We start from the raw sequence: 14,834 nt of genomic DNA, 5'->3' as shown, positions 1-14,834 counted from the left end.
CCGGGGCGTACTTTCAGCAATTGATTTTGCTAAGCTCCATCCTCACGAGGCTGGTCAATTCTTCTTCATAGCCTCCGGAAACTCTGTATTTTCGCATAAAGGTTTTAACAAACTTCGCAGGATCCTTCGGTTTGTAGATTCGGGTCAGTTCAGCCAGGCTCTGCTTCACTTCGTTGTTCCCCTTTGCTGCCATATCCCATCCCTCCAAATTGTCCGATTTATACAGCATACACAGTCTAAATGGTATTTAGTCCTGTTTTGCCCGCAGTATGGGCCTAAAACCTATATAAACCAAAAATCGGAGAGTTAAACATGAAATATGCTTCCTGGCCTCGACCCGGTTAGAGCAGCTTAATGCTTCTTCAGATCGGACTGGTCGGCTTCGGATTGTAATTGGCTGGCTTCCTTCTTGTTCCGGCCGGTCCGGTCGGCTACCGATTGCGCTTGCCGTGCTTTAAGCTGTTTGGCGGAAGGCTGTTCCCCTGACATTCAAACCCCTCCTTTCATCTTCATAAGCAGGAATTATTTTAAATCGGTGGAGTTTCCCGTATATAGATTTATTTATCGCCGCGATCCACATGAGCCCGGGGAGGCTGATGGTCGTGATGCTCCTCTTTAGCCGGTTCTTGCTCGGCTTTATAGCTGACCAGCTTCCACTCGGTAGTTCCCAACATAGGATCGGCGGGGAAAATATCTCCCCGGTTAAGAGATTCTATCCGTCCCCATTCGTTAGCGTACATCCCGTCCACCTCGATAGGTTCTCCGGATATCGGCTTCATATCTTTATCCTTCGCCATGTATACCCCTCCTTAAGAGTCGATTCATCCCATAGGTTGCCCCGGGACAGCCCATTCCATAATAAAACAGATGAAACTTATCGGGTGAGTTTTAAACTGCCGAGACAAAAAAAGACCGCCCCGGTCCATGATGACCTGCGGGACAGCCTTACATGGGTATATGGTTATGCAGAGCTTTCCTGTGTACCGGGTTGGGCGGACGAGGAAGGAATAGGGTCAGTTGACTGCCCCGATTTTTGGCGACCGCGTCCCATGTTGAATAATCCGTTCAAAAGAATGGCGGTGAAGCTTCCGGCTACGATGCCGTTGCTCGTTAAAATTTGGATGCCGGCAGGAAGATCCGAGAATAAATCCGGGGCAACAGTAACGCCGAGGCCAACTCCGATGGAGCAAGCTACAATCAGCATGTTCTCCTGCCGGTTCAGATCGACGGTGCCGAGAAGCTTGATGCCCGAGGAGACAACCATTCCGAACATAGCCAGCATCGCTCCTCCAAGAACGGGAGTCGGAATGATCGTGGTGGCGGCCGCCACTTTCGGCACCAAACCGAGCACGATAAGAATTCCGCCTGCCGCTACGATCACCTTGCCGGTTTTTACCTTCGTCAACTGGATCAGCCCTACATTTTGCGAGAAGGCGGTATAGGGCAGGGCGTTAAACAGTCCGCCAAGTACAGTGGCCAATCCTTCAGCCCGGTACCCTCCGGTAAAATCTTTCGAATTCAGATCCTTATCGCAAATTTTTCCGAGAGCCAGATAAACCCCGGTAGATTCGATCAGGCTGACAATGGCTACCAGAATCATCGTGATGATAGCCGAAATTTCAAAGGTAGGCCAACCGAAATAGAACGGCTTGACCATATGGAACCACTCTGCCTCCCCGACAGAGGAGAAGTCGACCAGGCCCAGGAACCAGCCTGCAACCGTGCCTGCGATAAGGCCGAGAAGAATCGAGATCGCCCGCAGGAACCCGGTGACAAACCGGTTCAGCAGCAAAATAAAGATCAGGACCCCGAAGGAGAGGAGCAGACTGACGGTTCGTTCGAATGCTGTTTCTCCTCCTCCCATGTCGGTAATCGCTACCGGAATCAGCGTAAGTCCTATGATGGTTACGACCGAGCCGGTAACAACCGGCGGGAAGAATCGGATCAGCTTCCCGAAGAACGAGGCAAACAGGAAGACAAAGAGGCCGGATGCAAGAATAGCCCCGTAAATAGCGGTGATGCCGTATTGCGAGCCGATGGCGATCATCGGACCGACCGCAGTAAATGTGCAGCCCAGCATGACGGGAAGGCCGATGCCGAAGAAACGGTTTTTCCAAACCTGGAGAAGGGTGGCCACCCCGCAGGTGAGCAAATCGATCGATATCAGATAAGATAATTGGGTAGTCGTGAGGCCGAGCTTGCTTGCAATGATAATGGGCACTATGACTGCGCCGGCGTACATAGCCAGTACGTGCTGGAGGCCGAGAGACAGCAATTTGGTCGGATTACGCATGACTGCCGTTCCCCTCCGCAGTCAATACGGCGGAATCTTCTACGAACCGGACCTGTCCGTCGGTCAGGGACTTGATTCGGGCAAGCGATTCTACGCGGAAGCCCGCATCATCGAGCTTCGCTCTGCCATTCTGGAACGATTTTTCAATCACGATCCCGATGCCCGCCACCTCGGCCCCGGCTTGCCGAACAATCTTCGCCAGACCGAAAGCGGCCTCCCCATGAGCCAGGAAATCATCGATAATAAGAACTTTGTCGCCTTCTTCAAGAAATTTCTTGGAGACCGTAATTTCATTGGTCATTTGCTTGGTGAAGGAGTGAACCTGCTCGACATAAACATTGTTCTGCAGGGTAAGCGACTTCTGTTTGCGGGCAAACAGAAGGGGCACGTTTAACAGCATAGCGGTCATGATAGCGGGAGCGATACCTGACGACTCGATGGTCAGCACTTTAGTAATCTGGTCCTGAGCGAACCGGCTGACGAATTCTTTGCCAATGGCCAGCATAAGCTGCGGATCAATCTGATGATTCAGGAACGAGTCCACCTTAAGCACCTGATCGGACAGGACGATTCCTTCGGCCTGAATTTTTTCCTGAAGCAGTTTCATGGAGAACCTCCTATAGTTAGCATTATTCCCAACGAAAAATAAAAACTCGAGCGAACGAAGCCTGACTCCGATGAGTCCGGCTTGTCCCTCGAGTGAATGACAAATAAACGACGCAAACGCCAATAGACGCATTCACTCGTAGTCCAGTCATTTCCGGTGACCGGGTAGAGACTCGCAGGCCAATTCCTGCCATTATACGAGGAATCATTCAATTTTTTATGGTGCTAGTATACTCTATCTTCGCAGAAAAAGGAAGAGGAATTTCATTGAAAACCGAACTATAGAAAATGAGCGAAACAAGAACGTTCGTTTTATTTTTATCGACATGTAATTGGTAGAAATGATTACGGGTGGCCGGACGTTTATACTTCGACCTTCGGAAATAATCGTGGTCGTTTCCAGAACTGCCTCTCGGAGGAAATCCTTCTGCGATACAAACCGGTTGTTCGGTCCTATTAGGCTGACCGAGGCTATCGCTTGGACAGCGGTGTCAAAAAACGGTACCACAATCGTGGGTGAAAGTGCCGGATGAGGCGAAATAGAAGTAGGAATGTATTTATTTCATGGTGAAAGTGCTAGATGGATCACCCGCGAAAATTCAGGTCTTCTAAGCGGGAAACCGCCAAACGTAGTAAAAGACGAGCAAAAGTGCAGGTCTTTAAGCGCGAATCCACCAAATGTGGTAAAGGACGAGCAAAAGTGCAGGTCTTTCACCGTAAAATCGCGAAAATTAGCAAAATGGGGTAATTTACCTGCACAATTGCTGGTCTTTGGCCGATTTCCACCAAAACCATGAAAAAAGACCTGCACAATTGCTGGTCTTTTTCAAAATATAAGTAAGTATAAACCTTACACCTGTTGTTATATTCCATCGGTTAACACGCCTGTCCAAAGGACGGCGATTGCCGTTTTTCCTTGACTTTAACACCTCTCGAGGACAAGACTGTCCAATTGTACGAACGGTTCGGCCACATTTACCGAACCGGATCTAAAGAAAGGGACGTTGTTGTCTCTGTCTAAGTCCCTATACGAACCACAACTGGCTATCGACTTGCAGCCGTGTAGGTTGTCTCCGACGGGAGCGCCGTGCTCGTGCTCGGGACATAGGATCGCTCGGGGAAATCGGGCCGCTCGGAGGCGATGCCGGTCGCAAGGTGATGTTGTCCAAGCAATTGGCGTTCGTCAGACACCTTTCCAGAAAGGGTGTTTTTTCCATATGCATGATTCTAAAGCAACTAATCAGGTTAAAAATTAAGTACTTAAACAAGCGGTTCAGCGAGGGAACGGTGACCGTTGATTACCGGCTTTACCGTTAGGATTCAACCAGCGCCCTCCGCCGGTATGGGCAAGGCTCCGAATAATCTTATTCCGGGAGGTAGTTAGTATGCCCCGATTTTATGACCATGAAGATTTAAAAACATTAAATCGTGTTCATCTGAATAAGCGGAAGGATGCTTCAAGCGCAACGGATGACGTGCTGAATGGGTCAATGGCCCCCGATATGGAAGAGATGAAGCGGCACGGACAAGCGATGGAACGGATGAAAACCAATACCCAGCTTCAGAAGGAAGGGCTGATTCCCGACCCTATTCAAAGGGAAGAGTAGCCTCTTCCGATATCCCGCCAATAAGGGTAACCCACCGGGCAGCCTATTTGGCCGCCGTCTGTGGATTCGTTTTAGAACATCCAGCATTCTTTTGGAGTGATTCTTCAGCGATGCGTAACTTTTGGAGGGCGGCATATTGAACTGAGCCAGACTCTATGGCGAGAAGCGATAAGAACGGTCTTTCTATAAATAGTATTATGGTCTTTAAATAACCGGGAGTAAAGCACTGGACGAGCTTCCAGGGACGGGAACGGCATCACACCTGAGTCAAGGGTATAACAGACAAAGGGGGATCGCACCTGAGTCAAGGGTATAACAGACAAAAGAGGCATCACACCCATAGTCACAGTAATACAAAGGAGGGGCATAAGTGTCTTTCCCTAACCCGGGATACCCAGGGAAGGAGATACGTACCATAGTCCCGGTGTTCTGCGGGAGGCGCTGATGCCTGCGAGGATCCCGACTTATCTATCAGGAAAAGTAACCCCTTTCAAGGTCCCGGTATGCGGGACGAAGGACGCTATGCCTAAAGCCCCTTTTGCCAAATGCACTCCAAACCGTGTAATATGAGGAGAGACGAATCAAGGAGGCAAGCTTGATGGAACTGGGGGCGCGGGTGCTTAAAACCGGTGTAGCGGTTACTCTTGCTCTATACATCTGTGCGCTGTTAGGTCTGACCCCGGCGATAATCGGGGCGGTTGCGGCTATATTTACGATGCAGCCCTCGATCTACCGGTCCTGGAGGCATATTCTGGATCAGGTGCAGACGAATGTGCTGGGCGCCGGACTTGCTCTTTTGGCAGGAATGTTCTTTAGCAACGAACCGATAGCAATCGGTTTGATTTGTATTGTCGTGATTATGGTTTGCATAAAGCTGAAGATGGAGTCGACGATAGGCTTGACGCTGGTGACCGTTATAGCGGTGATGGACGTTGCGGGTGACGCATCTGTTCACTGGCTGTTCGCCGTCAATCGTTTTCTGGTGATTATGATCGGGATCGGCTCGGCCTTTCTCGTCAATATCGCCTTTTTTCCGCCACAGCATGAGAAGCATTTTCTCAAGCAGGTTCGATTTGTATTTGGCCAGCTTTCGCTTCTGCTGCGCACCTCCATCTCTGTGGAGATGAAGGAATCGGTGTTTAAGAAGCAGCGGGAAGAGCTGCTTAAGGCGCTTCATAAGCTGGAGGACATCTACGAGATGTTCGAGGAAGAGCGCAAGAAGCTGGGGAAGCGTGGGAAGCGCACGCTCAGCGGGGTCCGTCTGCTCGTCGTTTATAAGCAAATGCTTAGAACATTGAGAAAAGGCTTGGACGTTCAAGAGACCGTCGGCCGTTACTATTTCCATGCCGACGATGGCAGGATGGATGACCGGTTTGACCGGCAATTGGAGGAGCTTATTAAGCATCACGAGCTCGTGCTGTTGAAATTTGAAGGCAAGCTGAAAGCGCACGGAACGGTTCCGAACCGGTCGGAAGAGAGCAGCGAGGCCTTTTTACAGGAAATGATGAGAAACCGAACATTGGATGAAGAGCACTCCTCCCGATTAATTCTCGTGGCCGCAACCATATATGATTACGGCTGTCAGATTACGAGGCTTGATCGGGTGGTCAACAATTATTTGGACAAGAACCAGTCGGGCCGCTCTAATCGGCCTAACCGGCGGAGGACTGCAGAGCGGGCATGATTACTGATGGGGTTGGACGGTTTTCTTGGAACGGAGGAAATCGTCGGCACCGGAACCGATAGGAGGATGATTATGGAATACGCCCAACGGACTGAGGCGGGCTTGTCACCCGGAAGATGGCTGCAGGAACGGTATAGAGATGTTCGGGAAACTACGGAACGGCTGGCCGACCCGCTGGAAGCGGAGGACTATGTGGTACAAGCCATGGAGGATGTATGTCCTCCCAAGTGGCATCTGGCGCATACGACCTGGTTTCTGGAGGCGGCCGTGCTGCAAAGATACGCCCCACGTTACGAATGGTACGACCATAATTACGCAGCTTTGTTTGCCTCCGGCGAATTCGGCGGGGAGTTTCATGCTTCCGTGCCGCGCGGTGTCGGCTTGCGGCCGACTATTGAGGAAATTTACAGATACCGCAGACATGTGGATGAAAGAATACTGGAGCTGCTGGAAAATGCCGACGAGGAGCGGCTCGCCCGGGTAACCCCTTATTTTGAGCTGAGCTTGAATCATGAACTGCAGCACCAGGAACAGCTTGTGGCGGATATCAAATACAATTACTTTGCCGATCCGCTTAAGCCCGTCTATCGGGAGCGCAAGGAGAGCGGACTGCATGTGCTTCCCTATTTGACCTGGCACAAGTTTGCTGAAGGCCAGGCCGAAATCGGCCATCAGGGCCCCGGCTTTGCCTTTGACAACGAGATGCCGAGACATAAAGTATGGATCGGGGGCTTCCGCTTGGCTTCCCAGCCGGTTACGAACGGGGAATATCTGCAATTTGTGGAGGACGGCGGTTACAGGCAGCCCCGGCTTTGGCTCGCGGAAGGCTGGAACTGCGTGCAAAAATACGGCTGGGAAGCGCCGCTTTATTGGGAGAAAAGGGACGGTAACTGGTGGTATTATACATTGTCCGGCATGAGAGAGCTGGAGCTGGACGAGCCCGTTTGTCATGTGAGCTATTATGAGGCGGACGCGTACGCCCGTTGGGCAGGCAGACGGCTGCCGACAGAGGCGGAATGGGAGGTAGCCTTCTCAGCGATCCGGCCGGAGGGCAACTTTGCGGAGTCCGGCTGGTTCCATCCGGCACCATCCGGAAGCTCGCATGGAGAACTGCTGCTGCAAGGATATGGGGATATCTGGGAATGGACGATGAGCCCGTATTTGCCGTATCCCGGCAATAGAAGGACCGAAGGTCCGTTCGGGGAATACCATGGGAAATATATGAGCAACCGAATGGTTTTGCGCGGAGGTTCCTGCATTACGCCGCGGGGCCTTATTCGCCCGACCACTCGACATTACCTGCTGCCGGAGAAAAGATGGCAGTTCAGCGGCATCCGTCTCGCAGACGATCTGGAGGAGTAACCCTTGAGCAAACGCCACGACAGGTGGCGTTTTTTTGATCCACCCGATTGGCTTATCAAAGGATCGCCTTTCCTCTATTCACTTTCAGATAACGGTCTATCCAGGCATAGAGTAAACCGGCCAGGCCAAAAATCAAAATGGCGCTGTTCAAGTTTAAATTATATCCTTCTATAAAGTAACCATCGTGCCAGCCATATAATTTCTTAAAAATTAACATCCCACCAATTCCGCCTGCCACGGAAAAGATGATGGCCCTTCCAATAAAAGGAATGAATAACTTGCATAAAATTATAGTTAGGGGCAAAAAGGATACGGGATATAAAAGAAAGGCGAACGGCATCACTACGAGAAAATAAATTAAGCCCAAATCAAGCAGTCCCATATACTCTGTTGTCGTGATTTTATTGCCTTCCACCAATTCCAAACTAAAGGTTGCAAAAATAAACAATACCATAAAAGGAATCCACATAATGAAGTAATGCTTAAACCATTTCATCTGAATACCCCGCATATAAAAATGAATTAGTCAAGCTTGGAAAACCGCACTTGATTAGTGAGCGGACACTGAAAAATATCTGGCGAAGGCGATAGTCCTCCTCTGCCCCCTCACACATCCCCTTCAAAACGGATATCGGCAATGACCGTATCGGTTCCTTCACATTGGGCGGGAAGCCGGACGGTTTCGTGGAGTGAAGCCAACAGCAGCCGCATTCCGATGGGGGAAAGAAAGGACAGGCGTCCCGAATCCGGATCCGCGTCCTGGGGGAAGCAAATTTTGTAGGTTTTCGTCTCTGCCGGCTGCTGCAATGTGACCGTGCTTCCGATCAGCACTTTGTCGGGCAAGCAGGGAGATTCCCCCGCAAGCCCGGACACAATGTGCTCCAGCTCCGCTACGTAATGCTCCATCCAGGCAGCGGTGGATGAACGTTCCTCGGGCTCCGTGCAATAGGCCGGGAAGTAGGTATCCAGAACATTAAGCTGCTGCTCGTCAAAAAAAAGAAGCTGTCGGATCAAGCTTGTCCGAATTTGCTCCACGGTTTGGCCGTCCATCGATAAACTCGGCGTGAAAAACCCGTGCCTGCCAGGCATACGAGGAAACGCCTCTCCTTTCTAAAATATTATAAAGAGTGCATATCTTCTTCTATATTGAATTACCCGGAACCGGATCTAGTGATTCACCAATCAAGCGCCAAAGAGGCGTACAGCCTGCGTTTTTTTTCATCATACCACCTTTTGATATTCTGGTCGATAGTCCCGTTATTTGAAAAATATCAGGTGCAATAGTCTCGTTGTTGCGCCTTGTTTCGAGTTATTCCGCGCGAATATCTTCCCGCGGCTGATAGGAATATGGTAAACTGCAAGAGGGTCCTGCCAACGGATGGCGGGGGCCCTTAAATTTTGTCTGATTTCAAATTATACTGACCGTTTTATGGCTGACGGGGCCTGTTCGGGCTCTTCAATTTATGGAACGGACGGATCCGAATAAGGATTTTCTTAACGATGTGGGAGGAAATTTTACTTGAGTTCGCAGATGTTAGTTACTCTAGTCCTGTTAGGGGCAGCCTCTATCCTCTTTATTACGGGCAAAGTACGCTCCGATCTGGTCGCGCTCTGCGCTTTGGTCGCGTTGGTGCTCCTCGGCATTTTGACTCCGGGCGAAGCTTTATCGGGCTTCTCCAATTCCGTGGTGGTCATGATGATCGGTCTGTTTGTGGTCGGGGGAGGAATTTTCCAGACCGGGTTGGCCAAGATGGCCAGCCGGCAGCTCTTAAGAATGGGCGGGCGCCACGAAACCCGCTTGCTGTGGATGGTGATGGCGGTTACCGCCCTGCTCAGCGCATTTATCAGCAATACGGGGACGGTAGCGGTCATGCTGCCGATCGTGGTCAGCCTGGCCGCCCAGATCGGAATGAGCCCGGCCCGATTGTTGATGCCGCTTGCATTTGCCAGCAGCTTGGGCGGGACCTTGACTCTGATCGGAACCCCGCCCAATCTGGTTATCAGCGAGACGCTATCACAAAACGGCTATGAGAAGCTGTCCTTCTTTGCCTTCACGCCGGTCGGGCTGGTCGCTTTAATCGGCGGGATGCTTCTGCTCGTGGTTCTGACCAAGTGGCTTTTGAAAACGCAGAGCTCCAAGGCGGAAGGTGGAGAGCCGCGGCGCCGTTCGATGCAGGAGCTGGCGCAGCAATACCAAATCGCCCGGAATTTGTACCGGGTTAAGGTCGGAGAACATTCCGGCCTGAAGGATAAATCGCTGCTGGAGCTTGAGATTCCGGGGCGGTTCGGGATACATATTCTGGAGGTCCGGCGCCGGCAGTCGCGCAGAAACCCGTTCTTCAAATCGCTTGCCCAGGAGCTTCCCGGCCCTTCGACGATCATTAAGGAGAATGATATTTTGTATGTCCAGGGGTCGATGGAGCAGGTCAAGTTATTTGCCGATTCCTGCGGTCTGGAGCTGATGAACCCGCAGCATACGGAGCGGATGAACGGGCAGGATTCCGAACCTCTGTTTTCCCGTGAAGTAGGGATTGCGGAAGTGCTGCTGACCCCGGACTCCAAATTTATAAATCAACGAATTCAGGAATCCGGCTTTCGCGAGAAGTACGGTTTGAACATATTAGGTATTCTGCGGAAAGGAAAATATATTCTTCACCATCTGCATGAGGAGAAAATGCGTTTCGGCGATGCCCTGCTTGTGCAGGGAGCATGGGAAAAAATCCATTTGCTGTCCCGGGAAACGGCCGATTTTGTCGTCGTCGGGCAGCCTCTGGAAGAAGCGGGCAAGGTGACTTTAGATCACAAGGCACCTATCGCTGCGGGAATCATGGTGATGATGCTCGTTCTAATGACGCTGGAGGTCTTTCCGGCGGTCATTACCGTCATGCTGGCAGCCATTCTGATGGTGGCGACCGGATGTTTGAAGAATATGCAGGAAGCTTACCAGACCATTAATTGGGAAAGTATAGTCCTGATCGCAGGAATGATCCCGATGTCGAGCGCATTGGAGAAAACAGGCGCCGCCCAGTACATTTCCGAAGCTCTCGTTAGCGGAATCGGCGGCTCGGGGCCGCTCGTCCTGCTGGCGGGCATCTACTTTGTCACATCGTTTCTGAGCTTGTTTATCAGCAATACGGCGACGGCCGTGCTTTTTGCCCCGATAGCGTTTACGGCTGCGGTGCAAATGGGAGTCAGTCCTTATCCGTTCTTGTTCGCGGTTTCCTTGGCGGCCAGCCTGGCCTTCGCCACTCCGGTCGCTTCACCGGCCAATGCTCTGGTCATGGCTTCCGGCGGATATGCCTTCGGCGACTATGTCAAAGTCGGATTGCCCCTGCAGCTTCTGATCGGCATTCTTATGGTGCTGCTGCTTCCCGTCTTTTTTCCTTTCTGACGATGCGGTGGAATGGATGCTGTCGGACAATGCCTGGCCAATAATGCAGCTCGATATTGTTAACACGATGCCCTTATCCTGAGCTATTGAATTTAATAACGTTTTCAGTGATAATGGTCGCGGAGGGAATTGCCGTGAACATCATTCGTTTGTACCGATCCCGAAAATATTTGCGCCGGATTTTGCTGGCGGTGCTCACCATTCCTTTCGTTTTGGTGACGATTTTCTCTATGATTTTGTATATGAATTCCCGGGATACCGCTCTGAAAATTCAATCTGAAGCCGATCGGAAAATATTGGCACAGATTAACTATAATATTATGTCCATGAATGAAATGGTGGAGAATCTGGCCAAATCCGTTTATTTGGATACCGATATGGTAGCTTTGTTATACGGGCGGGATGAGAACATCTTCGAGCTGCCCTCCAAGATGCTGAAGCTGGAGAAGCTGGTTTCTTCCACCTCCTTTTTGCATTCGATTATTATCTATAACGCTAATACGGGAAAATATTATTCGACGGATTCCTTGTTCCAGCAGAATGCCAATGGGGAGAGAGAACGGCTCGATCGGTTCCTGCATACGAGCGATTCCGTCAGCCGCCTTCAGCTCATTCCTATAAGCTACGACCAGGATTCCAGCACGGAAGGCAACGTATCCAGCATCGATTTGTTCGGCTATTTAATGTACGGTTCGGAAGAATCCCCGGCGGACCACTCCTCCAGCATGGTTATCCTGGCCGTCAAGCCGGAATGGCTGTTCGATAATCTGCAGATGCTGAACGGATTAAGCGGCTACGGGGAGAACAGCATTGTGATCGTCAACGGCAAGGGCGAATATTATACCCGCAATCAACTTCCGCCGGCAATCGATCCGGATGAATTGGAGGAAGCCCTGCTGACCGATCAGCCGGGGAGCTTCGGGCAATTTGTCCGCAAGATCCAGGACAGCTCCCACCTGGTCAGCTACATGCATACGGACGTATACGGCTGGACCATTGTCAGCATACGGCCCTATGAGGCTGTGCTCGGCAGCATTTATCAAATGCGCGGGCATTTCATCCTCATCACCGTTCTTTTCCTGCTGCTATCGCTCATTGCCGCGTTTCCGGTTTCAAGGAAGCTCTACGGGCCTCTGGAGAACATTCTGAAGCAATTAAAGCAGGTTCCGCAGTCGATGTTTGCCGGAATGCGGACGGGGGTCCAGGACGAGATGAAGTATCTTTCTCAACTGCATACCCATGTTTTCCGGAAAATGGATGAGTATGAACGGGACCGGGATGCCAAACGATCGATCGTTATCAACTATCAACTGCGGAAGCTTATCCTGGACAGCACGGCCGAGAATGAGCAAACCTTCCGGCAATGGATCGCCGACGGCCGGCTTCGAATTGCCGAGTCCGGGCCTTATGTGCTTATCGTAATGAAAATCGACGATTACAAGCAATATATGCAGTTGTCTTCCGCCGACAGAAGGCTGCTTTCGTTCGCGGTCGGCAATATTTCGGAAGAATTGCTGTCGGTTCTGGCGCCGGTGGAATTCGTGGATATGAAGAACGATCAATTCACTCTGCTCGTCAGCGGGGCAGGAATCGAGCCTGAGCTTATGGACAGGCTGGTCCCTGTTCTCGAAGAGGTTCAAGAGACCCTGTACCGTCTGTACCGCTTGTCTCTGACCGTGGCGATAAGCCAGCCTGCCGCCGATTATAGGGAGTGGACTTCGCGGTATGGGGAAGCTTTGCGCAGTTCGGCCTACCGGATGGTATTCGGCAAGCGCTCAGTAATCACTCCGGAGCTGATCAGGGAGAAGGCGGGCAGCGATACCTTCCCGAATACGGCCGAATTGGAGAAGAGGCTTGCGGAAAACCTGAAGGCAATGCGAACAGAAGCTCTTGCCGCCGATTTGGATGGGCTGCTGGACCAGGCGGCCCGCTCCAACATCGAGAACATCCAGCACTGGATTCTTCACCTTCTTGTTGTCATTCGCGGCACAATTATGGAGATTAACAATAACCGTCTGCTTCCCTTCGATATGGACTGGCAGGACGGATATCGCCGGGTACTCGAGGCCGAAACGCTGGAGGAAGTCCGGGACCAGTTCCTTAAGATGTTCGCCAATCTGGAGGAGCATCGGCAATCCTCCAGTGAGGAGAAGAAGGATGCGCTGGTGGATACGATTTGCGAACTGATAGATATCCATTATATGGATATGGATCTCAGCCTGCAGAGCATCTCCTCCATGCTTAAGATGTCGTCGGCGTACGTCGGGAGGCTGTTCAAAGCCAATACATCCGTCACCGTAACGGAGTATATCCATAACGTGAGGCTGAACAAGGCTCTGGAACTGCTGGAAGGGGAAGATTACAGCATCAACGAAGTGATGGAGCGTGTCGGGTATCGCACCCAAAGTCATTTCTTCAAGCTGTTCAAAAGCAAATACGGAACGACACCGCGGGAATACCGCTTGAAGAGAAGCCTGCCCGGGCACCATTGAAGCCAGTTCCGTTAAATAGAATAAGAAGCCGTCCGGCCGTTTCGCCGGACGGCTGTTCCGGTTTCCAAGGTGCGATCAGGGGGCCGAATCAACATTAAAGGCTGAACATCGTCAGCCTTTAATGTCGATTGGTTTCGGGGCTCCCCGCAAAGTACCCGGAATACGCTTCGAAGGCTGTGCGTCACTTTGTGGGGTATTTTTTCCGGGCTGATTTGCTGCGCTAACGGTATATGACAAGCCGGTAAATTCCCTTGATATAGCTGGCTTTAAGCCCTTAATTGTTGCAATTGAGCAGTAAAGTACAAAATGAGCAGTCGTCTTCAGAACAAAAGTACGATCTTTCCAGTTTCGTTTTTCGGGCGGCTCCGATATAGTTCGTACAGAAGCTGAAATTTTGCTTATGACTTGGGGTGAAATTATGGATAAACCAACATCAGGCGGAACGCCGCAAGCGGTACCCATGCGTTCCCGACCCCGCGGCAAGCTGGCCCGAGAGTGGGAGCAGTTCAAGAGAAATAAAGAACTGTTTTTTCTTTCCTTGCCCGGAATTCTAATCAAGCTTGTGATCAATTATTTGCCGCTCATCGGCTTGATCGTTGCTTTTAAACAGTATCGCTTTGATCTCGGGATTTTTGGAAGCGAATGGAACGGCTTAAACAATTTCAAATTTTTCTTCTCCTCGGAGGCCGCCTTCCAAATTACCCGGAATACGGTTCTCTATAATCTCGGGTTCATCATTATTACAACCACGGCCGCACTTATTCTCGCCGTGCTGATGAACGAGGTGTCCGGACGGTTTGTGAAAGTGTATCAAACGGCTTTGTTCTTCCCGTATTTCTTGTCCTGGGTAGTTGTCGGATACATTACCCTGGCTTTTCTGGAGCATGAGAAAGGGTTCCTGTACCATCTGTTCCTATCCTTCGGGTGGGATCCGGTCCAATGGTATCAGGAGGCGGACAAATGGCCGTATCTGCTTAACGGAGTCCAGCTGTGGAAGGCGGTAGGCTTCTCCACGCTCATCTATTATGCGGGCATTATAGGTATCAATCCTACCTATTATGAGGCGGCGAAAATCGATGGAGCCTCCAAGTTCCAGATGGTCTTCCGCATTACGCTGCCGCTGCTGACGCCGCTCATTATCATTTTGTTTATCATCGCCGTAGGCGGGATGTTCCGGGCCGATTTCGGACTGTTCTATTTCATTCCGAACAACTCCAGCTTCCTGTATACGACGACCGATGTTATCGACACTTATGTTTATCGTTCGCTGCGTGATCTAGGCGATGTCGGAATGAGCGCCGCCGTTGGTCTGTATCAATCCGTCGTCGGGTTTATTCTCGTACTGTCGACCAACTATATCATCAAAAAAATCAACAGCGAAAACGCATTGTGGTAGAGG

The 14,834-nt window shown here is 51.0% G+C and carries 13 protein-coding genes and 1 riboswitch; of the genes, 6 read left to right on the top strand and 7 right to left on the bottom strand.

Features of this window, described 5'->3' with window-relative positions; genetic code table 11:
- Positions 1–13 precede the first annotated feature (13 nt).
- The 5 genes from ACTHRH_RS09525 to ACTHRH_RS09505 form a co-directional block, all read right to left on the bottom strand.
- Entirely contained in the window at positions 14–193 is a 180-nt protein-coding gene (locus ACTHRH_RS09525) for a hypothetical protein (protein WP_144940987.1), read from the bottom strand.
- A gap of 158 nt (positions 194–351) precedes the next feature.
- Positions 352–489 (bottom strand): hypothetical protein, encoded by a 138-nt coding sequence (locus tag ACTHRH_RS09520; RefSeq protein WP_186328486.1) that lies wholly within the window; start codon positions 487–489, stop codon positions 352–354.
- A 68-nt stretch (positions 490–557) separates the two neighbouring features.
- Positions 558–797: a hypothetical protein gene (locus tag ACTHRH_RS09515; RefSeq protein WP_144940990.1), complete on the bottom strand. Its 240-nt coding sequence runs from the start codon at positions 795–797 to the stop codon at positions 558–560.
- Between the two features lie 164 nt (positions 798–961).
- Positions 962–2,293, bottom strand: coding sequence for a nucleobase:cation symporter-2 family protein (locus ACTHRH_RS09510; RefSeq protein ID WP_144940993.1), 1,332 nt, complete (start codon positions 2,291–2,293; stop codon positions 962–964).
- A complete protein-coding gene (locus ACTHRH_RS09505) occupies positions 2,286–2,900 on the bottom strand; it encodes a xanthine phosphoribosyltransferase (protein WP_440415260.1) in 615 nt (204 codons plus the stop codon). Before ACTHRH_RS09505 ends, ACTHRH_RS09510 begins: the two co-directional genes overlap by 8 nt.
- 119 nt (positions 2,901–3,019) lie before the next feature.
- A riboswitch (purine riboswitch) is annotated at positions 3,020–3,120 on the bottom strand.
- Positions 3,121–4,284: 1,164 nt separating this feature from the next.
- On the opposite strand from ACTHRH_RS09505, the gene ACTHRH_RS09500 reads away from it, so the two are divergent.
- From ACTHRH_RS09500 to egtB, 3 genes are all read left to right on the top strand, one after another.
- Positions 4,285–4,506, top strand: coding sequence for a hypothetical protein (locus ACTHRH_RS09500; RefSeq protein WP_440415258.1), 222 nt, complete (start codon positions 4,285–4,287; stop codon positions 4,504–4,506).
- Between the two features lie 598 nt (positions 4,507–5,104).
- Positions 5,105–6,190, top strand: coding sequence for an FUSC family protein (locus ACTHRH_RS09495; RefSeq protein WP_144934761.1), 1,086 nt, complete (start codon positions 5,105–5,107; stop codon positions 6,188–6,190).
- A 72-nt stretch (positions 6,191–6,262) separates the two neighbouring features.
- Positions 6,263–7,552 carry an ergothioneine biosynthesis protein EgtB gene (egtB, locus tag ACTHRH_RS09490; RefSeq protein WP_379289645.1) on the top strand — a complete coding sequence of 430 codons (1,290 nt, stop codon included), beginning with the start codon at positions 6,263–6,265 and terminating at the stop codon, positions 7,550–7,552.
- Positions 7,553–7,607: 55 nt separating this feature from the next.
- On the opposite strand, the gene ACTHRH_RS09485 is transcribed toward egtB, so the two are convergent.
- Complete coding sequence (locus ACTHRH_RS09485) at positions 7,608–8,048, bottom strand: hypothetical protein (protein WP_440415255.1); 441 nt, start codon at positions 8,046–8,048, stop codon at positions 7,608–7,610.
- A 110-nt stretch (positions 8,049–8,158) separates the two neighbouring features.
- Complete coding sequence (locus ACTHRH_RS09480) at positions 8,159–8,641, bottom strand: GreA/GreB family elongation factor (protein ID WP_144934751.1); 483 nt, start codon at positions 8,639–8,641, stop codon at positions 8,159–8,161.
- 430 nt (positions 8,642–9,071) lie between these two features.
- Here ACTHRH_RS09480 and ACTHRH_RS09475 point away from each other — a divergent pair, with 430 nt between their 5' ends.
- The 3 genes from ACTHRH_RS09475 to ACTHRH_RS09465 all read left to right on the top strand — a co-directional run bounded on the left by ACTHRH_RS09475 (position 9,072) and on the right by ACTHRH_RS09465 (position 14,831).
- Positions 9,072–10,943 (top strand): SLC13 family permease, encoded by a 1,872-nt coding sequence (locus ACTHRH_RS09475; protein ID WP_379289649.1) that lies wholly within the window; start codon positions 9,072–9,074, stop codon positions 10,941–10,943.
- A 134-nt stretch (positions 10,944–11,077) separates the two neighbouring features.
- Positions 11,078–13,435, top strand: a complete 2,358-nt coding sequence (locus tag ACTHRH_RS09470) for a helix-turn-helix domain-containing protein (RefSeq protein ID WP_440415253.1) — start codon at positions 11,078–11,080, stop codon at positions 13,433–13,435.
- Positions 13,436–13,853: 418 nt separating this feature from the next.
- Entirely contained in the window at positions 13,854–14,831 is a 978-nt protein-coding gene (locus tag ACTHRH_RS09465; protein WP_379289653.1) for an ABC transporter permease, read from the top strand.
- The last annotated feature ends 3 nt before the right edge of the window (positions 14,832–14,834 follow it).

Origin of the sequence: Paenibacillus sp. SAFN-117, assembly GCF_051966115.1 — a bacterium.
Taxonomy (GTDB): Bacteria; Bacillota; Bacilli; order Paenibacillales; family NBRC-103111; genus Paenibacillus_L; species Paenibacillus_L residui.
Note: the sequence above shows the minus strand (reverse complement) of the source record. Positions and strands in the feature narration are given on the sequence as shown.